Consider the following 23,327-nt stretch of genomic DNA (forward strand, 5'->3'; position numbering starts at 1 on the left):
GGCCGGAGGTAACCGCACGTGGCCATCACCGAAGACGCCCCGCCCGGCGCGGAGACCGGCCCCGCCGGCGAGCCGGGCGGCCGGGAGGGCCGCAGGCTCAGCTCCCCCCTCGTGCTGACGCTGACCCTGCTCCTCGCGGTGCTCGCCCAGTCCCCGATCCGCGGGCTCCTCGGCACCCCGCTGATGCAGAGCTGGATGACGGTGTTCGTCGCGGTGACGGTCCAGGCCCTGCCCTTCCTCGTCCTCGGGGTGCTGCTGTCGGCGGCGATCGCGGTGTTCGTGCCGCCGTCCTTCTTCGCCCGCGCCCTCCCGCGCCGCCCCGCCCTGGCCGTCCCGGTCGCCGGGGTCGCGGGCGCGATCCTGCCGGGCTGCGAGTGCGCTTCGGTCCCGGTGGCCGGCGCCCTCGTCCGCAGGGGCGTCACCCCGGCCGCCGCCCTCGCCTTCCTGCTCTCCGCCCCCGCGATCAACCCGATCGTGCTGACGGCCACCGCCGTCGCCTTCCCCGGCCGGCCCGAGATGGTCCTGGCCCGGTTTCTGGCGAGCCTGCTGGTGGCGTGCGCGATGGGCTGGCTGTGGCAGCGGCTGGGCCGCACCGACTGGCTGCGCCCGCCGGCCCACGGCGCGCACGAGGGAGCGACCAAGGGCGAGGCGTTCTGGAGCTCGGTGCGGCACGACACCATGCACGCGGGCGGCTTCCTGGTGCTCGGGGCGATGGCCGCGGCCACGCTGAAGGCGGCGACCCCGGCGGACTGGCTGCGCACGGCGGCCGGAAACCCGGCGTTCTCGGTGCTCGCCCTGGCCGTCCTCGCCGTCCTGCTCTCCATCTGCTCGGAGGCCGACGCGTTCGTCGCGGCCTCCCTCACCCAGTTCTCCCTGACGGCCAAGCTGGTGTTCCTGGTGGTGGGCCCGATGATCGACCTCAAACTGTTCGCGATGCAGGCCGGCACCTTCGGCCGCACCTTCGCCCTCCGCTTCGCGCCCGCCACCTTCGCGCTGGCGATCGCGGGCGCGCTCGTGACCGGGACGGTGCTGCTGTGAACCGCCAGTCCCAGGCCGCCGTCATGTTCCTGCTCGGCGCCGCCCTCCTCCACGCGGGCAGCACCGACCTCTACCTCCGGTACGTCAAGCAGGGCCTGCGCCCGCTGCTGCTGGCCTCGGGCGCGGTACTGATCGCGGCGGCGCTGGCGACCGTCTGGTACGAACGCCGGCGCAACCGCCGCCCGGGGCACACCCACGAGCACCCCGAACCGAAGGTGTCCTGGCTCCTGTTGCTCCCCCTCCTCGCCCTCATCCTCGTCGCCCCGCCCGCCCTCGGCTCCTACAGCGCCCTGCGCTCCGGCACGGCCCTGCAGAAGCCGTTCTCCTACGGCAGGCTGCCCGCCGCCGACCCGGCCCCGCTCTCCGTGATCGACTACGCCTCCCGCGCGGCCTACGGCCACGGCCGCTCCCTGCACGGCCGTACGGTCCGCGTCACCGGGTTCCTCGCCCTGGACCACTCGGGCGCGCCGTACCTGGTCCGCATGGCCCTCAACTGCTGTGCCGCGGACGCCCAGCCGGTCAAGATCGCCCTCACCGGCACGCTGCCCCCGGTGCTGCGCCCGGACGCCTGGCTGGAGGTGACCGGCACGTACACGCCCAGGCTCACACGGGACCCCGTCAACAACGGCCCCATTCCCTACCTGAAGGTCACCTCGGCGAAGCCGGTCCCGGTGCCGCACGATCCGTACGACGAGAGCTGGAACAACTGACGCCGGATCACGGCAGTTCCGGCCGGCCCTTCGTTGCCGGACCCGGTACAAGACCGGCCGGTCCGGCGCGGTGACAATCCCGGGCATGAACAGCAGGATCGGTCAACTCGTGGTCTGCGCGCTGCTGCTGGTGTCCGCGGGGGTGGCCGCCTGGTTCGTGCCGGCCGTCACCGCGGACGAGCGGGCCTGGCGCGCGGCCCGGCCCTGCGCCGCCGCCACACGCGGGAACGACTGTCTGCGCACCCTCCCGGCCGTGATCGAGCGGACCGATCCGCGCTCGCCCAAGCAGGGCGGCCGCCTGTACTTCGCCGAGGGCCGCCCGATGTCCCGGGTGAGGGTGTCGTACGACGCCGCCGAGGCCTTCGGGGCCGGTGACCGGGTGCGGCTGACCGTGTGGCGGGGCCAGGTGATGAAGGTCGCCGGGGCGCGGTACGTGTGGCACGAACATGTGGCCACCGGCGGCAGCCAGGCGGTCGTCGCTGCCCTGTGCGCGCTGGCCGCGGGCTGGCCGGGAGCCCGGCTGCTGCTGCGGGCGCGCGGGCGCCGGCGGCCGAAGGACGAGGTCCAGCCGTCGGCGCTGCCGTTCCTCGTCCCGCTCCTCGGCACGGCGGTGTGGCTCCTGCCGCTGTGCTACCGGCACCCCGTGTCCCTGTTCGGCTCGACGGCCACGATCGCCTGGTGGGTGGTGGGCGCGCTGGTCAGCGTGGTGCTGTCCGGCTGGGCGTGGCGGGCGACGCGGATCCGCATGCCCGGTGAGGCCACGGCGGCCGAACTCGCCGCGGACGGCGAGGTGTTCCTGCCCGCGCGCTTTCTGGAGCACACCGGCTACAACCCGCACGGCTTCGGTACCCACATCGTGCTCGGCGCGGACGGGCCCGCGGTGACGCCCCACGCGGGGCCGGGACGGTTCGCGGCGAAGCGGATCCCGGCGGGGCGGCTCACCGTTCGTGGCGTGCGGCGGCCGCGGGGTGAGGAGGGCGGCCTCGTCCCGCACAGCTGGCACATCGCCGAACTCGACGACGCGGGCCGCTCGGTGCGGTTGGCCGCCGCGCCGGACGACCTCGCGCGCATCCTTCGCGCGCTTTCAGCGGTGCGGGTCTGAGCCGATCGCCGGGCGGCTCGGGGCGCCTACGCCTCCGCCTCCTTCGGATCGACCCGCTCCAGATCCCGCAGCCACGCCTGCGCCGTGCCGTCCGACGGGGCCCGCCAGTCGCCGCGCGGGGAGAGGGAGCCGCCCGCCGAGACCTTCGGGCCGTTCGGCATGGCCGAGCGCTTGAACTGGGAGAAGGCGAAGAAGCGGCGGATGAAGACCTCCAGCCAGTGGCGGATGGCAGCGAGGTCGTACGTGCCGCGCTCCTCCTCCGGGAAGCCGGGGGGCCAGGCGCCGTTGTCCCGGTCGTGCCAGGCGTGCCAGGCGAGGAAGGCGATCTTGGACGGGCGGAAGCCGTAGCGCAGCACGTGGAAGAGGGTGAAGTCGTGCAGCGCGTACGGGCCGATCTTCGACTCGGTGGACTGCATCTCCTCACCGGGTACGAGCTCGGGGCTGATCTCCGTGTCGAGGATCGCCGTGAGGATCTTGCCGGTCTCCTCGTCGAACTGCTCGCTGCCGACGACCCAGCGGATGAGGTGCTGGATCAGTGTCTTTGGCACGCCGGAGTTGACGTTGTAGTGGCTCATCTGGTCGCCGACGCCGTACGTCGACCAGCCGAGCGCCAGCTCGGAGAGGTCGCCGGTGCCGAGCACGATGCCGCCGCGCTGGTTGGCGAGGCGGAACAGGTAGTCGGTGCGCAGGCCCGCCTGGACGTTCTCGAAGGTGACGTCGTACACCGGCTCGCCGGAGGCGAAGGGGTGGCCGATCTCCTTCAGCATCAGCCGTGCGGTCGGGGTGATGTCCAGCTCGGCCGCGGTGACGCCGAGGGCGCGCATCAGCCGGTGGGCGTTGTCCTTGGTGTGGTCGCTGGTGGCGAAGCCGGGCAGGGTGAAGGCCAGGATGTCGCTGCGCGGGCGGCCGGCGCGGTCCATCGCCCGGGCGGCGACGATCAGCGCGTGCGTGGAGTCCAGGCCGCCGGAGACGCCGATGACGACCTTGGGGCCGCCGATCGACGCGAGGCGCTGCTGCAACCCCGCGACCTGGATGTTGTACGCCTCGTAGCAGTCGAGGGCGAGGCGCTCGGCGTCGGCGGGGACGAAGGGGAAGCGTTCGACGCGGCGGCGCAGGCCGAGGTCGGCGGTGGCCGGCGGGGCGAGCTCGAAGGAGACGGTCCTGAAGTCGGCGGTGCGTGCGGCGTGGGTGCGGCGGTTGTCGCCGAAGGTGCCCATCCGCTGCCGCTCCTGCCGCAGCAGGTCGAGGTCCACGTCGGCGACCGCGTACTGCTCGCCGAGCGGGAAGCGGTCGGTCTCGGCCAGCAGCGCCCCGTTCTCGTAGATCAGGGTCTGGCCGTCCCAGGACAGGTCGGTGGTCGACTCGCCGAGTCCGGCCGCCGCGTAGACGTACGCGGCGAGGCAGCGCGAGGACGCCGAGCGGCACAGCAGCTTGCGGTCCTCGGCCCGGCCGACCGTGATCGGGCTGCCCGAGAGGTTGAGCAGGACGGTCGCCCCGGCGAGCGCCGCCTCCGCGCTCGGCGGCACCGGCACCCACATGTCCTCGCAGACCTCGGCGTGCAGCACGAGACCGGGCACGTCCGCCGCCGCGAAGAGCAGGTCCACGCCGAACGGCACGTCCGCGCCGCCGAGCCGGATCGTGCCGCCGCGCTCGTCGTCGCCGCCCGCGATCTGCCGGCGCTCGTAGAACTCGCGGTAGTTCGGCGGGTACGACTTCGGTACGACGCCCAGGATCCGGCCGCGGTGCACGAGCACCGCGCAGTTGAAGATCCGGTCGCGGTGGCGCAGCGGGGCGCCGACGACGAGCACCGGCAGCAGGTCCGCCGACTCGGCGACGATCGTGGCGAGCGCCGTCTCGACGTCGTCGAGCAGGGCGTCCTGCAGCAGCAGGTCGTCGATCGCGTACCCGGTCAGGCCCAGCTCCGGGAACACGGCGACGGCGACACCCTCCTCCGCGCACCGGCGTGCGTGCCGCAGGAGCGCCTCGGCGTTGGCGGGCGGGTCGGCGATGACGGTGTGGCCCGTGCACGCGGCGACGCGCGCGAAGCCGTGCTGGTAGATCGACCAGAAGCTCAACGGGACCTCTTTCCGAAGCGACTTTCCCACAACACGAAGCCTAAAGGCCGGGCCGCCCATCACCGCCACCTGCGGGTTTCAGCGTTCGCCGGCCCTTCCCGCCGGGCTGAAACCCGGCTGAAGCCGCGCTGAACCGCCCCGGCGGCACGCTCTGGGGCATGACGACATCGGAACAAGAACTCGCGATCGCGGCCACCGGGCTGCGCAAGGCCTACGGGGACAAGACGGTCCTCGACGGCATCGACATCCAGGTCCCCGCGGGCACGATCTTCTCCCTGCTCGGGCCGAACGGCGCGGGCAAGACCACGGCGGTCGGCATCCTGTCCACGCTGATCTCCGCCGACGGCGGCCGGGCGCGGATCGCCGGGCACGACCTCACCGCCGAGGCCCAGGCGGTCCGGGCGGCCATCGGGGTCACCGGGCAGTTCTCCGCCGTGGACGGGCTGATCACCGGCGAGGAGAACATGCTGCTGATGGCGGACCTGCACCACCTGTCCAAGCGGGAGGGACGGCAGGTCGTCGCCGGTCTGCTGGAGCGCTTCGACCTGGTCGAGGCCGCGAAGAAGCCCGCCTCCACCTACTCCGGCGGCATGAAGCGCCGCCTCGACATCGCCATGACCCTGGTCGGCGACCCGCGGATCATCTTCCTCGACGAGCCGACCACCGGCCTCGACCCGCGCTCCCGCCACACCATGTGGCAGATCATCCGGGAGCTGGTCTCCGGGGGCACGACCGTGTTCCTCACCACCCAGTACCTGGACGAGGCCGACCAGCTCGCCGACCGCATCGCGGTGCTCAACGGCGGCAAGATCGTCGCCGAGGGCAGCGCGGCCGAGCTCAAGCGGCTCGTGCCCGGCGGCCATGTGCGGCTGCGGTTCTCCGACCCGGTGGCGTACGAGCGGGCGGCGACCGCGCTGCGCGAGACCACCCGCGACGACGAGGCGCTCAGCCTCCAGATCCCCAGCGACGGAAGCCAGCGCGAGCTGCGCGCCGTCCTCGACTGGCTCGACGGCGCCGGCATCGAGGCCGACGAGCTGTCCGTGCACACCCCGGACCTGGACGACGTGTTCTTCGCCCTGACCGGAAGTTCCGTACCCGCTCAGACCGCTCAGACCACCGACAAGGAGACCGTCCGATGAGCACCGCCGGCTACGCCTTCCGCGACCACCTCACCATGCTGCGGCGCAACCTCCTGCACGCGCGCCGCTACCCGTCCCTCACCCTGAACCTCCTGCTCACCCCGGTCATCCTGCTGCTGTTGTTCGTCTACGTCTTCGGCAACGTGATGAGCGCCGGCATCAACGGCGGCCACGCGGACCGGGCCGACTACGTCGCCTACCTCGTCCCGGGCATCCTCTTCCTGACCGTGGCCATGACCTCGCTCGGCACCGCGGTGTCCGTGTGCACCGACATGACCGAGGGCATCATGGCCCGGTTCCGCACCATGGCGATCTCCCGCACCTCCGTGCTGATCGGCCATGTGATCGGCAGCGTGATCAAGACGTTGGCGGCCCTGGTGCTCGTCCTGGGCATCGGACTGGCCATCGGCTTCCGGCCGAACGCGACGCCGGTGGAGTGGATCGCGGCGGTCGGACTGATGGCGCTGGTCAGCCTCGCGCTGGTCTGGATCGCGGTCGGCATGGGCCTGGTGAGTCCCAACCCCGAGGGGGCCAGCAACATCGGGACCCCGCTGGTCATGCTGCCGTTCCTGTCCAGCGCGTTCGTACCGGTGGACGCCATGCCGGGCTGGTTCCGCTGGTTCGCCGAGTACCAGCCGTTCTCGCCCTTCATCGAGACGCTGCGCGGACTGCTGCTGGGCAGCGGGATCGGCACGAAGAACGCTGTGCTGGCCCTCGCGTGGTGCGTGGGGCTGACGGTGCTGGGCTATCTGTGGTCCAAGGCGCAGTTCAACCGCGAACCGAAGCGGTGAGTCCGGCCGGCCGGCGGGTGCGGGCCGGTGGGCGGCCCCCGTCAGCCCGTCAGCTCGCGCAGCGCCTCCGCCCGCAACTCCTCCCGCCCCAGGGCGGCGTACCTCGACCTCGCGTCGGTGTACGCCGCCCTGTCGGCGTGCTCGGCCGCTTCCCGGGAGCGGGTCAGGGACAGGGTGGGGAACTCCCGTACCACCGGCATCCGTTCGGCCAGCGCCACCAGCCGTACGGCGGCCGGGTCGCCCTGGGCCAGCCGGGCGTGTCCGAGCGCCAGCAGCAGCGTGCCGTACACCGGCAGTTCCACCGGGGCCCCGTCGCCCGGCGAGCCGTCGGCCAGGGCACCGGACAGCAGCCCGAGCAGCCGGGCCCGCAACTCCTCGGTGAGCCGGGCGACCGGGTCGGGCCGGCCGTGCAGCGCGTGCGCGGCCACGGCGGCCGACTGCAGCTGCAGCGCCCACGGGTCCACGAACGGATCGTCGGCGGCGTACAGGGCACTGATCTGCCGTACCCGCTCCGCCGCCCGGCGCCACAGTCCGAGCCCGAGCTCGGTCAGTCCGCGGGCCAGCGCGATCTCCGCCCTGGCCGGCAGCTCGGGGCTGAACGTCCCGTCCGTCTCCGGCGGCTGGTCCAGGGTGGCGCGGTCCAGCCAGTACTCGGCCTCCTCGACCTCGCCCTTGTGCAGACAGGCCAGCGCCAGCCCCCAGCGGACGCCGATCGTGTCCTGCCAGTCGCCGAACGCGTCCAGCGCGCTCAGGGCGGCGCGCAGATGGTCGTACGCCTCCGCGCCCCGCTCGGTCTGCAGGCACAGCTCGCTGACCCGGCCGTGGCTGAGCAGGTGCATGGCCGGGTTGTTCAGCGGGGCCAGCGCGTCGACCATCCGGCGGGCGCTGGCCAGCGCCCGCTCCACGTCGTGCCCCGACTCCCAGACGTAGCTGGCGACGCCCGCGGCGATGCCCGCCAGCAGCGGCTCGTCGGCCTCGCACAGCTCCTGGAGCCGGTCGAACTCCGGCGGCCGTATCTCCGGTACGGCGCACAGCACGACGGACAGGGCCCGCAGCACGGTGTCCGGCGGGGCGGGCGGCAGCCTGCGCAGGGTCACCAACTGGCGTACGGCGTGCGGGCCGTGGCCCATGAAGAGGCTCGCCGCGCACACCGCCGCCGCGCTGCGGGCCGGTTCCACGTCCTCGGGGTTCTCGGGCCGGAAGTGGGACAGGGGGCCCGCGGTGTCGGCGGCCAGCGAGGCCAGCCGGGCGTAGTTGGAGCCGGTGGACCACAGGGAGGACAGCACGGCGGTGACGGCCGCGGTGGTGGGTCCGTCGGCGCGGGCCAGCGCGTGCCGCAGGGCGAGGACGAGGTTGTCCTGCTCGGCGCGGATGCGGGACCAGGCGGGCACCGGATCGTGGCTGAACAGCTGGTCGTGGTGGGCGCGGCCGAAGTCCCGGGCCCAGGCGAGGTACCGGTCGGTCACCGTCCCCTCCTCGCCGGCCTCGGCGCGCTTGGCGGAGCCGAACTCGCGCAGTGTCTCCAGCATGCGGAAGCGCACTCCGGAGGGGCTGTCGTCGACCTTGATCAGGGACTGCCCGGCCAGCTGTTCCAGCAGGGTCAGTGCGTCCGCTCGCTCACCGAGGACGTACTCCGCCGCGTCCTCGGTGAAGCCCCCGGGGAACACGGACAGGGCGCGCAGGGCGGCCTGGCCGTCGGGTTCCAGGAGGTTCCAGCTCCAGTCGACCACGGCGCGCAGCGTGCGGTGCCGCTCGGGTGCGTCGCGGGCGCCGCCGCGCAGCAGCGCGAACCGGTCCCTGAGGCGGCTGGAGATGTCGGCCACGGAGAGCACCCGTACCCGGGCCGCGGCGAGTTCCACGGCGAGCGGCAGCCCGTCCAGGTGCCGGCAGATCTCGGCGACCGGACCCGGGGGCAGCTCCACGCCGGGCCGGGCGGCGCGGGCCCGCTGGGTGAAGAGTTCCACCGAGGTCGCCTGGGACAGCTCCGGCAGGGCGTAGACGGACTCCGAGCTCAGCCCGAGCGGGGCCCGGCTGGTGGCCAGGACCCGCAGCTTGCCCGACCGCGACACCAGCGCCTGGACGAGGGCGGCCGCACCGGCGATGACCTGCTCGCAGTTGTCCAGCACCAGCAGCACCGGCCCGGCGCCCAGCGCGCCCACGATGCCGCTCACCACGTCCGTGCCGCCGGCGAACTGCCGGCCCTCCCCGGCGCCGACCGCCGAGGCCACCTCACCGGGCACGTCGTCGTCGTCGGTGACACCGGCCAGCGGCACGAAGTGCACCACGGGCTGCTCGGCCGCCCGGCTCACCGCGTGGGAGAGCCGCGTCTTGCCCAGTCCGCCGGGACCGACGACGGTGACCACCCGGGCCTCGCGCAGCAGCCCGGTCACGGCGGCGAGGTCGGCGTCCCGGCCCAGCAGCGGGTTCGGCTCGTGCGGCACGCCGTGGCGCACCGGCGCCGCGTCCGCGCTCAGCAGGTCCTGGTAGACGGCCTTGAGGCCGGGGCCGGGATCGGTCCCCAGCTCGTCGCGCAGCCTGCGCCGGTAGGTGTCGTACCGGGTCAGCGCGGCGGCCCGGCCGGCGGTGGCGGCCTCGCAGCGCAGCAGTTCCGCCAGCACCTCCTCGTCCTGCGGCAGCTCCTGCGCCAGCTCGGCCAGGGGCGCGGCGGCCTCCTCCCGCCGCCCCAGCCGGGCGAGCGCGAGCGCGCGGGAGCGGACCAGCGAGCGGTGCGCCCTCAGCCGTCCGGCGCGCAACGCCACCACCGGGTCGTGCAGGTCCTCGCCGGCTCCGGCGCCCACGTTCCCGTCCCACAGGGCCAGCCCGGCCTCGGCCTCGGCCAGCGCGCCCTCGTGCTGCCCGGCCCGTGCGCGCTCGGCGGCCGCCGCCTCGTGCAGCAGCAGCGTGGAGCTGTCGACCTGCGTCTCGTCCAGCGTCAGCCGGTAGCCGGACGGGGTGCTCGCTACCAGGTCGGTGCCCAGCTGCGCCCGCAGCCGCGAGACGAGGATCTGCACCGCCTTGCCGGGCCGTTCGGGCAGGTCCTCCGCCCACAGTCCCTCCACGAGCCGGCCCGTGCTGCATCCGGTGCGCAGATCCTCCGCGAGCAGGGCGAGGAGCCCGCGCAGCCGGGGCGCGGTGATCTCCCGCCCACGACAGGCGACGCGGGGCAGCAGTGTCAACTCGGTGGTCACCCGTGCAGGTTAGCCAGAGTCACGACAGCCCCGAAGCCCGGAGCACCGCCCGTACGGTCTCGTCGTCGATGCGCCGGCCCAGGCGGTGCAGGACGTCCGTACCCCGCAGCAGGGTCCCGCGTTCCAGGGAACGGCGGACGCCGGTGTCGAGCTCGTGCCAGAGCAGGGGGTTGGCGGTGAGGACGCGGGGGTCGAGTTCCAGGCGGTGACCGTGGGCGTCCCGCAGGACCAGGTGGGAGGAGACGCCGTCGTACTGCCGCACGGAGACCAGCGCGTCCGTACGGACCACGTGCCGGCGCCAGGATGTGCGCACCGCGAGCCAGCCGGGGCCCGCGCTCAGCCGCTGGGGGAGCAGCACGGCGCACACCGCGGCCGACAGGGTGACCCAGAGCAGGGCGCGCAGGGGGGTCAGACTGCCCGCGTCCCAGTCGACCAGGAGGCTCAGGGCGCAGAACAGCAGGGCACAGGTGAGCGCGAGCCGGGCGCTGCCGCGCCAGTGGCGGTCGCCGGCCGGGCCTGGCGGTCCGCTCCGTCGCATGGCGCCGACGCTAGGCGGCCGCACGGGACACGGCAGCCGCTGCATACGGGGTCCTAGCGCCGTAGGGGCGCATCTTGACGGGATCCTGACGCCGGCCGGCGCGGCCGGTCCTCAGCCGGTGTGCACGCGGGGGCGCAGCGGCCGGTTCGGTTCCGCCTCGCGCAGGACCTCGCGGGTGACCGGGGCGACCTCGCCCTGGCCGAAGAGGAAGAAGCGCAGGAAGTTGGCGAAGGGGTTGCCCTCGGTCCACTCGAAGTAGATGTGCGGGGTGCAGCCGGTCACGTCGCGGGCGTGCAGGAGAAGTGCGGCGAGGGCGTTGGGGATGGAGGAGGACTCCAGGGTCAGGACGCGGTAGCGGTTGTGCAGGACCTCGCCGCGCACGGCCATGCCGGACTCGAACTCGGACGGGTCGGTGACCGTGACCTCGACGAAGACGAAGTCCTCCGTGCTCGGGACGTCGTTGTCGGCCCGGATCTGCTCGATCTTGTCGCGGTACTCGGCCATGTCTCGGTGTCCGGGCTTGTTCGCGATGAAGCGGATGCGGCGGTGGGACATGTCCCGGATGAATCGCTGCGCCATGTCGTCCAGCTCGACATGGGTGACGCGCAGCTCGAAGGCGCGGGCCAGCCGGGAGAGGAAGGAGACGAGCATGATGCCGACGATGAAGCAGGCACCGATCTTCACACCGTCCGGGCGTTCGATGACGTTGGCGACGGTGACGTAGAGCAGGACGGCCGAGACGATGGCGAAGCCGATGGTCCAGCCGCGCTGGCGGGCCCTGCGGGCGGCGATGGTCACCGCGATCGCCGCCGAGGACATCAGGACCAGCACGCCGGTGGCGTAGGCGCCGCCCTGCTTGTCGACGTTGGCGTCGAAGATCCAGGTCACCAGGAAGGCGACCAGCGTGAAGACCATGACCATCGGGCGCACGGCGCGGGCCCAGTGCGGGGCCATGCCGTAGCGGGGCAGATAGCGCGGCATGAGGTTGAGCAGGCCGGCCATCGCGGAGGCGCCGGCGAACCAGAGGATCGCGATGGTCGACAGGTCGTAGACCGTGCCGAAGGCGCCGCCGAGGTACGCGTGCGCCAGGTAGGCCAGCGCACGGCCGTTGGCCTTGCCGCCCGGCTTGAACTCGTCGGCCGGGATCAGCACCGTGGTGATGAAGCTGGTGGTGATCAGGAAGGCGCTCATGATCAGCGCGGCCGTGGTGAGCAGCTTCTTGGTGTCCCGGATCCGGCCGGTCGGCTTCTCCTCGGTGTCGTCCGGGTCGCCGCGCACGTGCGGCATGACGGCGACGCCGGTCTCGAAGCCTGACAGGCCGAGGGCGAGCTTGGGGAAGACCAGCAGGGACACACCGATCATGGCGAAGACGTTGCCGTGCTGGGTGATCAGGGCGCTGGTCCAGTCGGTGACCAGGTTCTCGGCGGTCAGCACGTGCCACAGTCCGGCCACCACGACCACGGCGTTCAGGGCGAGATAGACCGCCACCAGGGCGAACGCGACACCGATCGCCTCCAGGAAGCCCTTGAGGAACACCGCGCCCAGCAGGGCCACCAGCAGCAGCGTGATCAGCATCTGCTGTCCGTGCAGCGTGCTCGTCAGGTGCGGGTTCTCGATCAGGTGGGTGGAGGCGTCGGCGGCCGACAGGGTGATGGTGATCAGGAAGTCGGTGGCGGCGAAGCCCAGCAGGGTCAGGACGAACAGCTTGCCCTTCCAGAAGGACAGCAGCCGCTCCAGCATGGCGATGGAGCCCTCGCCGTGCGGGCTCTCCTCGGACACCCTGCGGTAGACGGGGAGGGCGCCGGCCAGGGTGACGGCGACGAGGACGAGGGTGGCGACCGGGGAGAGCAGTCCGGCCGCCAGGGCCGCGATACCGGGCTGGTAGCCGAGGGTCGAGAAGTAGTCGACACCGGTCAGGCACATCACCCGGTACCAGCGCTGGCCCTTGTGCGGGGGTTCCGGCTCGGCGTGCGGTCCGGTGTGGCCGCCGGCCTTCCCCATGTCGGACAGGCCCTCCAGCATCCAGGCGCGCAGCCGGCCGGTATGCGCAGGGTGCTCGGTCGCCATCGGCGTGCTCCTGAGGTGCGGCTCAGCGTGGGGTTCCGGCTATCACGCGTACGGCGACACCAGCGTAGGCAGACGGTGGAGCACGGGCCCATGGGTCGTTCCGCAGGGGGCGTCAAGCTTGCGTTAAGACGGGCCGGGCGAGCGCTGGCCGGACGTCGAGGTCGGAGGCTTTCGCTGGCGCGGGGGGCGGTTGCGCCGTATGGGGGAGCGGGCGCCGGTCGGGCGGTGAGGTGGGGGGCAGGAGCGGCCCTGTTCGCCGTCGGTTCCGGCCGGCTTCGCTGCCGTGGGACTTCTTCGAGCGGTCCGGCCGGCCAGCAGGTCCGCCGGCTTGTTGAGGCGCCTGATCGCGCGGTCCCGGTCGCGGCCGGGGCCGGGTCGGCCCGCTCGTCGCGGTCGGCGTGAGCTGGGGCCGGGCGTGGGCGGCGGGCGCGGTCGGGGTCGGCCCGCTGGATCGACCGGGTGCGGTGCGGGGAGGACGAGACGCTGACGACCCGTTGACGACCGTCCGCCCGGGGCGCTGGTGGCGCCGGTGGGGAGGCCATGCCCACCGCCCCGCACACCGCCCGAGGTCGGCGGAATTCGACCGAGGTACGGAGCGAGGAAAGCGCTCCGCGAACCGGCCGTCGAGGCCCTTCACGCGTCGGACAGGCGGGCCTCCTCGAGGTCCAAGGCGCGCTGCAACCGCCGCCGCGTGGTGTCACTGATCGCGTGCGCGTCGTACAGCCGCTGGAGTTCACCGGTCTCGACGGCGATCAGATCGCGCCGCAGCTGGCGGTAGACCCGGTCGGCGGACTCGGTGGCGACGCCGCCGTTGCCCTGGGCGAGGCGGTCGCGGGCGTCGTCGAGGCGGGCGGTCAGGCCGCGGCGGAGCCGGTCCAGGACGACCTCGGGCACGACCTCCAGTTCCGCGAGCTCCTCCAGGCGGGCGAGGCCGGCGTGGGCGAGGTGGGAGCGGGCCTCGGCCTCCTCGCGCGCGGTGTGGGCGGGCTCCAGGGCGATGCCGGAGGCGCGGACGACCGGGGCGAGGGTGAAGCCCTGGACGACGAGGGTGACCACCACGACCGAGGTGGTCAGGACCAGCACGAGCGGGCGGTCGGCGAGCGGGCTGCCGTTCTTCGCGACCTCCGGGATGGACAGCGCGGCGGCGAGCGGCATCACGCCGCGTGTCCCCGCCCACGTCAGCACCATGGGCACCCGCCAGTTCAGCCGGCCGACCCCGCCCTCGCGCTGCACGACCGCCGACAGCGGCGCCAGCCACAGCAGACGTACGGCGACGAGGGTGACGGCGACGGCGAGGGCGTACAGCGGCCAGGCACGGTCGCCGTCCGCCAGGTCCCGCACCTCGCCGGGGAGAGCCAGCCCTATCAGGCTGAAGACGACGCTCTCCAGGAGGAACACGACCGTGCCGTACACCGCGTGCAGCTGGAGCCGGATGCGGGCGTTGGTCAGGCGGTCGCCCCGGCCGCCCAGCACCACCCCGGCGACCACGCAGGACGTCACTCCGGAGGTGTGCGCGACCTCGGCCAGCAGGTAGGCGGCGTACGGGGTGACCAGGGCGATCACCGTCTCCAGGATCGGGTCCTCGGTGCGGCGCCGGATCAGGGTGATCACTCCGGCCACCGCCGTCCCGATCACCGTGCCGCCGCCCGCGAGCAGAAAGAACTGGCCGCTCGCCGCGCCCCAGCTCGCCGCGGCCGAGGCGACGGCGATGCCCGCCGCCACCCGGACCAGCACCAGGGAGGTCGCGTCGTTGAACAGGCTCTCCGCCTGGACGAGGACCTGGACCCGGGGCGGCAGGGCGAGCCGGCGGCCGAGCGCGGTCACCGCCACCGGGTCGGTGCTGGCCAGCACCGCGCCCAGGACGAACGCCATCTCCCAGGACAGCGGAGTGACCAGGGCGGCCACGGCCGCGACGGCCGCCGCCGAGGCCAGCACCAGGCCGATGGCGAGGATGCCGACCGGCTTCCACACCGCCCGCAGCTCCCGCCAGGGCATGTCCTCGGCGCTCGCGTACAGCAGGGGCGGCAGGACGACGAGACCGATGATCTCGGGGCTGATCTCGATCCGCGGGGTGCCCGGGAGCAGGGCCACCGCGAGACCGGCGACCACGAGCAGGGAGGGAGCGGGGATGCGCCAGCGGCGCGCGAAGGTGGCGACCACCGTGGCGAGGACCACGAGGGCGAGAACCGTACCGACGCTGCGCATGCCGTCCCCCTGGGATTGCGGAAGCCGCTCCGGCTCCCGGCCGACCAGACTTCCCGGCACACCTGCTCTCACCCTATCGGGCCAGGTCACGTCAAGACAGTGTCAAGGTCCCCGGTGTGGGTGTGGCTGTCCTGTGGGCGGCGCCGGGGGGGCTGCCCACGGGGATGGATCAGGGGTCGTAAGAGACCCGTCAAAGCCGTGAGCGCGGCCGTAAGAGGGTCGTCAACGGGTGGCCGGATCCGGCCGGACAGGCGCTTTCCTCGTACACGTCCGTTTCAACCGAACCTCACTCCAGGAGTTCGCGATGGCCGATCTGGCCTTCGTCGTCACCGTGCTCGCGGGTTTCGCGCTGGTGGCCCTTGTCGCCAAGGGGGTGACGAAGCTGTGACCGCCGAAAACGTCGTCGGTCTGGTCGTGGCCGTCGCCCTGCTGGGCTATCTCGTCCTCGCCCTGATCTTCCCGGAGAGGTTCTGAGAGCAGACATGAGTCCCGTACTCGCCGGCGTGCTCCAACTGCTCGCACTGATAGGCGCGCTGGCGCTCGTCTACGTTCCCGTCGGCAACTACATGGCCAGGGTCTACTCCTCGAAGCGGCACCTGCGCGTCGAGAAGTGGGTCTACAAGGCCATCGGCGCCAACCCCGACGCCGAGATGACCTGGCCCGCGTACCTGCGCGGTGTGCTGGCCTTCTCCGCCGTCAGCGTCCTCTTCCTCTACCTGCTGCAGCGGCTGCAGGGCGTGCTGCCCGGTTCGCTGCACTTCTCCGCGGTCGACCCGGCGCAGTCGTTCAATACGGCCGTGTCCTTCGTGACCAACACCAACTGGCAGTCGTACTACGGCGAGCAGACCATGGGTCACGTCGTGCAGACCGCCGGGCTGGCCGTGCAGAACTTCGTCTCGGCGGCCGTCGGCATCGCCGTCGCGGTGGCGCTGGTGCGCGGCTTCGCCCGCTCGCGCACCGGTGAACTGGGCAACTTCTGGGCCGACCTGGTGCGCGGCACGCTGCGCATCCTGGTGCCCGGTGCGGCGGTCGCCGCGGTGATCCTGGTCGCCTGCGGCGCCATCCAGAACTTCTCCGGCATCCACGAGGTCGGCCAGTTCATGGGCGGCTCGCAGCAGTGGAACGGCGGTGCGGTCGCCTCCCAGGAGGCCATCAAGGAACTGGGCACCAACGGTGGCGGCTACTTCAACGCCAACTCCGCCCACCCCTTCGAGAACCCGACGCCCTTCACCAACCTCTTCGAGATCTTCCTGCTCCTGGTCATCCCGTTCTCGCTGACCCGCACCTTCGGCGTGATGGTCGGCTCGGTGAAGCAGGGTTACGCGATCCTCGCCACGATGTTCACCATCTGGCTGGGCTTCGTCGCCCTGATGATGTGGACCGAGTTCGCCCACCACGGCCCGGCGCTCCAGGCCGCTGGCGGCGCGATGGAGGGCAAAGAGGTCCGCTTCGGCATCGGCGGCTCCTCGATCTTCGCGGTGTCGACCACGCTCACCTCCACCGGTGCGGTGGACTCCTTCCACTCCTCCTTCACCGGCCTCGGCGGCGGCATCACCATGCTGAGCATGATGCTGGGCGAGATCGCTCCCGGCGGTACCGGCTCCGGCCTCTACGGCATCCTGATCATGGCGGTCATCGCGGTGTTCATCGCCGGTCTGATGGTCGGCCGTACGCCCGAGTACCTGGGCAAGAAGATCGGTGGCCGCGAGATGAAGCTCGCCGCCTGCTACATCCTCATCACCCCCGCCCTGGTGCTGGTGTTCACGGCCGCCTCCATGGCCCTGCCGACCCCGCCGCACTCGATGCTCAACCCGGGCGCGCACGGGTTCTCCGAGGTGCTGTACGCGTTCACCTCGGCGGCGAACAACAACGGTTCGGCCTTCGCCGGTCTGAACGCGAACACCGACTGGTACAACACCATGACCGGGCTCGCGATGCTGCTCGGGCGCTTCCTGCCGATGGTGTTCGTGCTGGCGCTGGCCGGCTCGCTCGCCGAGCAGCAGCCGGTGCCGGCGACCGCGGGCACCCTGCGCACCGAGAAGCCGCTGTTCACCGGCCTGCTGGTGGGCGCGATCCTGATCATCACCGGTCTGACCTACTTCCCGGCGCTGGCGCTGGGTCCGCTGGCCGAGGGGCTGGCGTCATGACGACCGACATCAAGAAGCACGAGGACTCCATGTCCACTCCCACCCTTGCGCCCCACCAGGACGCACCCACCGGGCACAAGCCCGCCGAGGGCCGTGTCGGAGCGGGCCTCTTCGAACCCAAGGCGCTGGTCAAGTCCCTGCCGGACGCCCTCCGCAAGCTCGACCCGCGGGTGATGGTCAAGTCCCCCGTGATGTTCGTGGTGTGGATCGGCTCCGTCCTGACCACGGTCTTCTCCTTCAAGGACCCGACCGATTGGTTCGGCTGGACCATCAGCGCCTGGCTGTGGCTGACCGTGGTCTTCGCCAACCTGGCGGAGGCGGTCGCCGAGGGCCGCGGCAAGGCGCAGGCCGACACCCTGCGCAAGGCCAAGACCGACACCGTCGCCCGCCGGCTGCTGACGGACGGCTCCGAGGAGCAGGTCCCCGGCACCGCGCTGACCATCGGCGACCTGGTGGTCTGCGAGGCCGGTGACGTCATCCCCGGTGACGGCGACGTCGTCGAGGGCGTCGCCTCGGTGGACGAGTCGGCGATCACCGGCGAGTCCGCCCCGGTCATCCGCGAGTCCGGCGGTGACCGCAGCGCCGTCACGGGCGGTACGAAGGTCCTGTCCGACCGGATCGTCATCAAGATCACGACGAAGCCCGGCGAGACCTTCATCGACCGGATGATCAACCTGGTCGAGGGCGCCGCCCGGCAGAAGACGCCCAACGAGATCGCGCTGAACATCCTGCTCGCCTCGCTGACCATCGTCTTCCTGCTCGCGGTGGCCACCCTGCCGCCGTTCGCGGACTACGCGGGCACGCACCTGACCATGGTCGTGCTGGTCGCCCTGCTGGTCTGCCTGATCCCGACCACGATCGGCGCCCTGCTCTCCGCGATCGGCATCGCGGGCATGGACCGCCTGGTGCAGCGCAACGTGCTCGCGATGTCGGGTCGTGCGGTCGAGGCCGCCGGTGACGTCTCCACGCTGCTGCTGGACAAGACCGGCACCATCACCCTCGGCAACCGCCAGGCCGCCGAGTTCGTGCCGGTCAAGGGCACCACCGAGGCGGAGGTCGCGGACGCGGCCCAGCTGTCCTCGCTGGCCGACGAGACCCCCGAGGGCCGCTCGATCGTCGTCCTGGCGAAGGAGAGGTACGGGCTGCGCGAGCGCCACCAGGGCGAGCTGGCCGGCGCCGAGTGGATCGAGTTCACCGCCCAGACCCGTATGTCGGGTGTGGACGTCGACGGCCGGAAGATCCGCAAGGGCGCCACCGCCTCGGTCATCGCCTGGGTCGAGGAGCGGGGCGGCACGGTCGCCGAGGACGCGGACGGCATGGCCGGCCGCATCTCCGAGGCCGGTGGCACCCCGCTGCTGGTCGCCGTCCACGACGACAGGGGCGCCCGCGTGCTGGGTGTCATCCACTTGAAGGACGTCGTCAAGGAGGGCATGCGGGAGCGCTTCGAGGAGCTGCGCCGCATGGGCATCAAGACGGTCATGATCACGGGTGACAACCCGCTGACCGCGAAGGCGATCGCCGAGGAGGCGGGCGTCGACGACTTCCTCGCGGAGGCCACTCCCGAGGACAAGATGGCCCTCATCAAGCGGGAGCAGGCCGGCGGCAAGCTGGTCGCGATGACCGGTGACGGCACCAACGACGCCCCGGCGCTCGCGCAGGCGGACGTCGGCGTGGCGATGAACACCGGCACGTCGGCCGCCAAGGAGGCCGGCAACATGGTCGACCTCGACTCCAACCCGACCAAGCTGATCGAGATCGTCGAGATCGGCAAGCAGCTGCTGATCACGCGCGGTGCGCTGACCACCTTCTCCATCGCCAATGACGTCGCGAAGTACTTCGCGATCATTCCGGCGCTGTTCGCGGCGGTCTACCCGGGCCTGGACAAGCTGAACATCATGCAGCTGTCCTCGCCCGACTCCGCGATCCTGTCGGCCGTCGTCTTCAACGCGCTGATCATCATCGCGCTGGTGCCGCTGTCCCTGAAGGGCGTGCAGTACAAGCCGGTCAGCGCCGACAGGATGCTTCGCCGCAACCTCGGGATCTACGGCATCGGCGGACTGATCGCGCCCTTCATCGGCATCAAGATCATCGACATGCTCATCTCCCTCATCCCCGGGCTGTGACCATTCAAAGGCGTGCTGATCACCATGAACAACTCCGTAACGAACACCGTCCGGTTGCTCGGGGCGGGCCTCAGGGCCCTCCTCGTGCTGACTCTGGTGACCGGCGTCATCTACCCGCTGGTCGTCACCGGCATCGCGCAGGGGCTGTTCGGCGACAAGGCGAACGGCTCCGAGATCAAGGCGGACGGCAAGGTCGTCGGCTCGTCCCTGATCGGGCAGTCCTACAACCTGCCGCTGAAGAAGGGGCAGCAGACGCCGGACCCGGACCTGAAGTGGTTCCAGGGCCGCCCGGCCAACGGCCTCGGCAGCAACAGCGTCAACACCCGGTACAAGCTGCTGCTGTCGGGGGCGACCAACCTCGCCGCCGACAGCGGCGCGGTGAAGGGCACGTGCCCGGCCAAGCCCGAGGAAGGCACGCTCTGCGCCCAGGTGCTCGCCGCCAAGGCCGCGGTCGTCAAGGACAACTCCGTGCCCGGCTACACCGTGAAGCCGTCCGACGTCCCCGCCGACGCCGTCACCTCCTCCGGCTCCGGCCTGGACCCGGCCATCTCCCCCGAGTACGCCGAACTCCAGGTGCACCGGGTCGCCGAGAAGAACGGGCTGCCGGTCGCCTCCGTGGAGAAGCTGGTGAAGGACCACACCCAGGGCCGCACCCTCGGCTTCATCGGCGAGCCGCAGGTGAACGTCCTCGAACTCAACATCGCGCTCAAGGACCTCGCGGCGAAGAAGTGACGGCCTTACGCGATTCGCGACGGGAGCCGGCACCCCGGGGTGCCGGCTCCCGCAGGCATGACAGGAAGGGCACACACCCATGACCAGGGTGCTCGTGGTGGAGGACGACCCGCAGCTGGTACGGGCCCTCGTCATCAACTTGCAGGCACGTCACTACGGCGTGGACGCCGCCCCCGACGGGGCCACGGCCCTTCGTCTCGCCGCCGCGCGTCAGCCCGACGTGGTGCTGCTGGACCTCGGTCTGCCCGACATGGACGGCGTCGACGTCATCAAAGGCGTACGCGGCTGGAGCCGGGTGCCGATCCTGGTCCTGTCCGCCCGGCAGGCGTCCGACGAGAAGGTGGCCGCACTCGACGCCGGCGCCGACGACTACATCACCAAGCCGTTCAGCATGGACGAACTCCTGGCCCGGCTGCGCGCCGCCGTCCGCCGCACCGAGGAGACGCCGCTGGTCCCCGAGACGACCCTGGTCGAGACGGAGCACTTCACCCTGGACCTGCTCGCCAAGAAGGCCGTACGGGACGGGCGGGACGTACGGCTGACCCCGACCGAGTGGCACCTGCTGGAGATCCTGGTCACCAACCCGGGACGGCTCATCACCCAGAAACAGCTGCTCCAGGAGGTCTGGGGCGTCTCGCAGGGCAACAAGACCAACTACCTGCGCGTCTACATGGCCCAGCTGCGCCGCAAGTTGGAGACGGACCCCGCCCACCCCCGCTATCTGATCACCGAGCCCGGCATGGGCTACCGCTTCGAGGGATGACATGGCACGCGGAAAGCGGCCGACGCGGGTGCCGCGCCGCAGGGGGCGGCCCGGCCTACGCCGTCGTCCGGGGGGCGCCGAGGCGGTGGGCGGCAAGCTGGGTTCGTTCGACACGGCCACCCGCCCCCGGCGCCCTCAGACCTCCGGCGGCACCGAGCGCAACTCCCGCTCCAGGTCTCCCGTGTTCAGCCGCAGCCGCCAGACGTTCCGGCGGTGTACCGACGCCAGGTCCGCCTGCAGCGGTGACGGCGGGACCGCGAGGACGGGGCACGTGGCGTGGGCGAGGCAGTGGCGGCCGACCGACGGCCACAGGGCGCGACGCAGCCGGCCCCGCCGGCCGGCGCCGATCACGAGCAGGTCGCCGGCCCGGCCGGCGGTCCGCACCAGCGCCGGTCCGGGTGCGCCCCGGACGACGAGCGCCTGGCCCGGCAGCCCGGTGTCCGTGCCGCCGAACATCTCGCGCAGGGCCTCGATCAGCCGCTCGCGCGCCAGCCGCTCCCACTCCTCGGCCATGTGGGCCGAGGCCGGGAACCTGCGGGAGACGACGTCCCCCTCCGGCGGCTCCCACGCCAGCACCGGCCAGAGTTCGGCTCCCCGGCTCCTTGCCTCGTACGCGGCCCGGCCCAGGGCGGTGGCTCCGCCCAGCGAGCCGCTGACTCCCACCACGACCCGGGCGGCCGAAGGCGGGCGGTTCTCGGACATCGGATCCTCCTCGGCATTTCCCGCCATGAGACCTCGCCGGGGAGCCCGCGAACAGGGCGTACGCCTGTTCTTGACGCCGTTCTGACGACCGCTCCGATGGCTTCCCACCAGCGGCGTCAGCGTGCCGTCAAGGCCGGCCGGATCGCCGTCAGCGTCACGTCAGGGCCCTTCCCGCACCCCCGCCGCCCGGGCATACCGTCGACACCGAGCCCCGGTCCGCCTCCCCGCTTCCGGGGCCTTCCAGAACCTCGCCCGCCGCCTTCCGGGAGGCACCCCATGACAGAACTCCGCTACGACGAAGACCCCGAGCCCTCCGATCCGTTCCCGGCCGGACCCCTGTACGTGCCGGTCCGGCCGGGGCCCTTCGGATACGCGGCCCGGATCTTCCGGACGCCGCTCGGCGACCGTACGGCCGTCGGCTTCACCTCCGAGCACCGCCTGGCCGCCACCCTCGGCGCCGGTCAGGCGTGGATCCGTCTCGCCGAGCCCGCCCTGCGCGCCCTGACCGCGCCGCTGGGTGTCACCGTCCTCACGGTGGACCCCCAGTTCACCGCGCCCGCTCCCGGCCCGGTGTCCGTCCCCGCGCCCGTTTTCGCAGCCTGAGAGGGGAGGACGACGATGACCACGGTCCACGAACCCGCCACCGCCGCCGACCTGTTGGTGTGGCCCGCGTCCACCGCCGAGCCGGCCCCAGGCGGCCTCGCCGTGGGAGGCGTGCCGCTCGCCGAGGTCGCCGACCGCTTCGGCACCCCCGTCTACGTCCTGGACGAGGCCGAGGTCCGCGACCGCTGCCGCACCTACCGGGACGCCTTCCCGGACGCCGAAGTGCTGTACGCGGCCAAGGCGTTCCTGTGCCGGGCCATGGCCCACTGGATGGACGAGGAGGGCCTCGGCCTGGACGTCTGCTCCGCCGGTGAGCTCGAACTCGCCGTCACCACCGGCTTCCCGCCCGAGCGGATCGTGCTGCACGGCAACGCCAAGTCCCCGCGCGACCTGGACGCCGCGCTGCGGCTCGGCGTGGGCCGGATCGTCATCGACAGCCCCGCCGAGATCGCGCGGCTCGCCGCCGCCGTCGGGCCGGACGGCCACCAGAAGGTCATGGTCCGGGTCGTCCCCGGGGTCAGCGCGGGTGGCCACGAGAAGATCCGCACCGGCACCGACGACCAGAAGTTCGGCCTGTCCATCTCCGACGGCCACGCCCAGCACGCGATCGCCCGCATACTCGACCAGCCGCAACTGGAACTCACCGGCCTCCACTGCCACTTGGGTTCACAGATCGTCGGTGTCAAGCCGTACCTCGTCGCCGTACGGCGCATGGTCGGGCTGATGGCCCGCCTGCACGAGCAGCACGGGCTGGTCCTGCCGGAACTCGATCTCGGTGGCGGCCACGGCATCGCCTACCGCCCCGGCGAGGCGGCGCTGGACCTGACCGCACTGGCCCGCAAGGTACGCGCGGAACTCGCCGGCTCCTGCGCGGCGGCCGGGCTCCCCGTACCGCGCCTGATCATCGAGCCGGGACGGGCGATCGCGGGTCCGGCCGGGATCGCCGTGTACCGCGTCCTGTCCGTGAAGCACACGGGCGGCCACGTCTTCGTGGCGGTCGACGGCGGCATGAGCGACAACCCGCGCCCGGCCCTGTACGGCGTCCGGTACGCGCCCCGCCTGATCGGCCGGCCCAGCACGGCGGACCGCGCCCGGGTCACCGTGGTGGGCCGGCACTGCGAGGCCGGCGACGTCCTGGCCGCCGACGCCGAACTGCCCGCCGACACCCGTCCCGGGGACCTGCTCGCCGTACCGGTGGCCGGTGCCTACCACCTGTCCATGGCCTCCGGCTACAACCTGGTCGGCCGCCCGCCCGTGGTCGCCGTACGCGACGGCCACGCCCGGCTCCTGGTCCGCCGCGAGTCCCTGGAGGACCTCCGCAGCCGCGACGTGGGCCTGTAACCCGGCCTGCTACGTTCGCCGGTGTGGTGAACCTGCGCAGAACCGGGGCGGAGGCCGCGCCGG

General features: G+C 72.4%; 19 protein-coding genes. 13 read left to right on the forward strand and 6 right to left on the reverse strand.

The genetic code is table 11. The features are described from left to right. Positions 1-18: 18 nt before the first annotated feature. The 3 genes from ACQPXS_RS25615 (at position 19) to ACQPXS_RS25625 (ending at position 2,850) form a co-directional block, all read left to right on the forward strand. Entirely contained in the window at positions 19-1,038 is a 1,020-nt protein-coding gene (locus tag ACQPXS_RS25615; protein WP_356300197.1) for a permease, read from the forward strand. Further along, entirely contained in the window at positions 1,035-1,748 is a 714-nt protein-coding gene (locus ACQPXS_RS25620) for a TIGR03943 family putative permease subunit (protein WP_433451601.1), read from the forward strand. The genes ACQPXS_RS25615 and ACQPXS_RS25620 overlap by 4 nt, the downstream gene beginning before the upstream one ends. An 85-nt stretch (positions 1,749-1,833) precedes the next feature. Next, positions 1,834-2,850, forward strand: coding sequence for a hypothetical protein (locus ACQPXS_RS25625; RefSeq protein ID WP_433451602.1), 1,017 nt, complete (start codon positions 1,834-1,836; stop codon positions 2,848-2,850). Positions 2,851-2,876: 26 nt separating this feature from the next. Here ACQPXS_RS25625 and ACQPXS_RS25630 read toward each other — a convergent pair whose 3' ends face one another. Further along, positions 2,877-4,925: an NAD(+) synthase gene (locus ACQPXS_RS25630; protein ID WP_433451603.1), complete on the reverse strand. Its 2,049-nt coding sequence runs from the start codon at positions 4,923-4,925 to the stop codon at positions 2,877-2,879. Positions 4,926-5,083: 158 nt separating this feature from the next. On the opposite strand from ACQPXS_RS25630, the gene ACQPXS_RS25635 reads away from it, so the two are divergent. Both ACQPXS_RS25635 and ACQPXS_RS25640 read left to right on the forward strand, forming a co-directional pair. Then, entirely contained in the window at positions 5,084-6,064 is a 981-nt protein-coding gene (locus tag ACQPXS_RS25635) for an ATP-binding cassette domain-containing protein (RefSeq protein WP_433451604.1), read from the forward strand. After that, positions 6,061-6,855 carry an ABC transporter permease gene (locus tag ACQPXS_RS25640; protein WP_351807567.1) on the forward strand — a complete coding sequence of 265 codons (795 nt, stop codon included), beginning with the start codon at positions 6,061-6,063 and terminating at the stop codon, positions 6,853-6,855. Before ACQPXS_RS25635 ends, ACQPXS_RS25640 begins: the two co-directional genes overlap by 4 nt. A gap of 41 nt (positions 6,856-6,896) precedes the next feature. Here ACQPXS_RS25640 and ACQPXS_RS25645 read toward each other — a convergent pair whose 3' ends face one another. The 4 genes from ACQPXS_RS25645 to ACQPXS_RS25660 all read right to left on the reverse strand — a co-directional run bounded on the left by ACQPXS_RS25645 (position 6,897) and on the right by ACQPXS_RS25660 (position 14,853). Further along, entirely contained in the window at positions 6,897-10,043 is a 3,147-nt protein-coding gene (locus ACQPXS_RS25645) for an ATP-binding protein (protein WP_433451605.1), read from the reverse strand. A 19-nt stretch (positions 10,044-10,062) separates the two neighbouring features. Beyond that, positions 10,063-10,581, reverse strand: a complete 519-nt coding sequence (locus tag ACQPXS_RS25650) for a hypothetical protein (RefSeq protein WP_433451606.1) — start codon at positions 10,579-10,581, stop codon at positions 10,063-10,065. 111 nt (positions 10,582-10,692) lie between these two features. Further along, complete coding sequence (locus tag ACQPXS_RS25655; protein ID WP_433451607.1) at positions 10,693-12,648, reverse strand: amino acid transporter; 1,956 nt, start codon at positions 12,646-12,648, stop codon at positions 10,693-10,695. A gap of 633 nt (positions 12,649-13,281) precedes the next feature. After that, positions 13,282-14,853 (reverse strand): Na+/H+ antiporter, encoded by a 1,572-nt coding sequence (locus tag ACQPXS_RS25660; protein ID WP_433451608.1) that lies wholly within the window; start codon positions 14,851-14,853, stop codon positions 13,282-13,284. A 229-nt stretch (positions 14,854-15,082) separates the two neighbouring features. On the opposite strand from ACQPXS_RS25660, the gene ACQPXS_RS25665 reads away from it, so the two are divergent. The 6 genes from ACQPXS_RS25665 to ACQPXS_RS25690 all read left to right on the forward strand — a co-directional run bounded on the left by ACQPXS_RS25665 (position 15,083) and on the right by ACQPXS_RS25690 (position 20,618). Continuing rightward, positions 15,083-15,241, forward strand: coding sequence for a hypothetical protein (locus tag ACQPXS_RS25665; protein ID WP_356300167.1), 159 nt, complete (start codon positions 15,083-15,085; stop codon positions 15,239-15,241). Further along, a complete protein-coding gene (gene kdpF / locus ACQPXS_RS25670; protein ID WP_009326374.1) occupies positions 15,238-15,327 on the forward strand; it encodes a K(+)-transporting ATPase subunit F in 90 nt (29 codons plus the stop codon). Before ACQPXS_RS25665 ends, kdpF begins: the two co-directional genes overlap by 4 nt. An 8-nt stretch (positions 15,328-15,335) precedes the next feature. Continuing rightward, complete coding sequence (gene kdpA / locus ACQPXS_RS25675; RefSeq protein WP_433451611.1) at positions 15,336-17,000, forward strand: potassium-transporting ATPase subunit KdpA; 1,665 nt, start codon at positions 15,336-15,338, stop codon at positions 16,998-17,000. Continuing rightward, a complete protein-coding gene (kdpB, locus tag ACQPXS_RS25680; RefSeq protein WP_433451612.1) occupies positions 16,997-19,123 on the forward strand; it encodes a potassium-transporting ATPase subunit KdpB in 2,127 nt (708 codons plus the stop codon). Before kdpA ends, kdpB begins: the two co-directional genes overlap by 4 nt. A gap of 24 nt (positions 19,124-19,147) precedes the next feature. After that, complete coding sequence (locus tag ACQPXS_RS25685) at positions 19,148-19,855, forward strand: potassium-transporting ATPase subunit C (protein ID WP_433451613.1); 708 nt, start codon at positions 19,148-19,150, stop codon at positions 19,853-19,855. 79 nt (positions 19,856-19,934) lie between these two features. Continuing rightward, a complete protein-coding gene (locus ACQPXS_RS25690; RefSeq protein WP_433451615.1) occupies positions 19,935-20,618 on the forward strand; it encodes a response regulator in 684 nt (227 codons plus the stop codon). 135 nt (positions 20,619-20,753) lie between these two features. Here the strand turns inward: ACQPXS_RS25690 and ACQPXS_RS25695 are convergent, their stop codons facing one another. Next, positions 20,754-21,320, reverse strand: a complete 567-nt coding sequence (locus ACQPXS_RS25695) for a universal stress protein (RefSeq protein ID WP_433451616.1) — start codon at positions 21,318-21,320, stop codon at positions 20,754-20,756. Between the two features lie 276 nt (positions 21,321-21,596). On the opposite strand from ACQPXS_RS25695, the gene ACQPXS_RS25700 reads away from it, so the two are divergent. Beyond that, positions 21,597-21,923 carry an SAV_915 family protein gene (locus ACQPXS_RS25700; protein WP_433451618.1) on the forward strand — a complete coding sequence of 109 codons (327 nt, stop codon included), beginning with the start codon at positions 21,597-21,599 and terminating at the stop codon, positions 21,921-21,923. Positions 21,924-21,938: 15 nt separating this feature from the next. Further along, positions 21,939-23,264 carry a diaminopimelate decarboxylase gene (lysA, locus tag ACQPXS_RS25705; RefSeq protein ID WP_433451620.1) on the forward strand — a complete coding sequence of 442 codons (1,326 nt, stop codon included), beginning with the start codon at positions 21,939-21,941 and terminating at the stop codon, positions 23,262-23,264. Positions 23,265-23,327: the final 63 nt, after the last annotated feature.

The organism is Streptomyces sp. CA-142005 (assembly GCF_050942335.1).
Classification (GTDB): Bacteria; Actinomycetota; Actinomycetes; order Streptomycetales; family Streptomycetaceae; genus Streptomyces.

Coding starts and splice junctions, on each gene's coding strand:
- ACQPXS_RS25640 (WP_351807567.1), top strand. CDS start 6,061: ATGAGCACCGCCGGCTACGCCTTCCGCGACCACCTCACCATGCTGCGG.
- ACQPXS_RS25700 (WP_433451618.1), top strand. CDS start 21,597: ATGACAGAACTCCGCTACGACGAAGACCCCGAGCCCTCCGATCCGTTC.
- kdpB (WP_433451612.1), top strand. CDS start 16,997: ATGACGACCGACATCAAGAAGCACGAGGACTCCATGTCCACTCCCACC.
- ACQPXS_RS25660 (WP_433451608.1), bottom strand. CDS start 14,853: ATGCGCAGCGTCGGTACGGTTCTCGCCCTCGTGGTCCTCGCCACGGTG.
- ACQPXS_RS25695 (WP_433451616.1), bottom strand. CDS start 21,320: ATGTCCGAGAACCGCCCGCCTTCGGCCGCCCGGGTCGTGGTGGGAGTC.
- ACQPXS_RS25625 (WP_433451602.1), top strand. CDS start 1,834: ATGAACAGCAGGATCGGTCAACTCGTGGTCTGCGCGCTGCTGCTGGTG.
- kdpA (WP_433451611.1), top strand. CDS start 15,336: ATGAGTCCCGTACTCGCCGGCGTGCTCCAACTGCTCGCACTGATAGGC.
- ACQPXS_RS25650 (WP_433451606.1), bottom strand. CDS start 10,581: ATGCGACGGAGCGGACCGCCAGGCCCGGCCGGCGACCGCCACTGGCGC.
- ACQPXS_RS25635 (WP_433451604.1), top strand. CDS start 5,084: ATGACGACATCGGAACAAGAACTCGCGATCGCGGCCACCGGGCTGCGC.
- ACQPXS_RS25690 (WP_433451615.1), top strand. CDS start 19,935: ATGACCAGGGTGCTCGTGGTGGAGGACGACCCGCAGCTGGTACGGGCC.
- lysA (WP_433451620.1), top strand. CDS start 21,939: ATGACCACGGTCCACGAACCCGCCACCGCCGCCGACCTGTTGGTGTGG.
- ACQPXS_RS25685 (WP_433451613.1), top strand. CDS start 19,148: ATGAACAACTCCGTAACGAACACCGTCCGGTTGCTCGGGGCGGGCCTC.
- ACQPXS_RS25655 (WP_433451607.1), bottom strand. CDS start 12,648: ATGGCGACCGAGCACCCTGCGCATACCGGCCGGCTGCGCGCCTGGATG.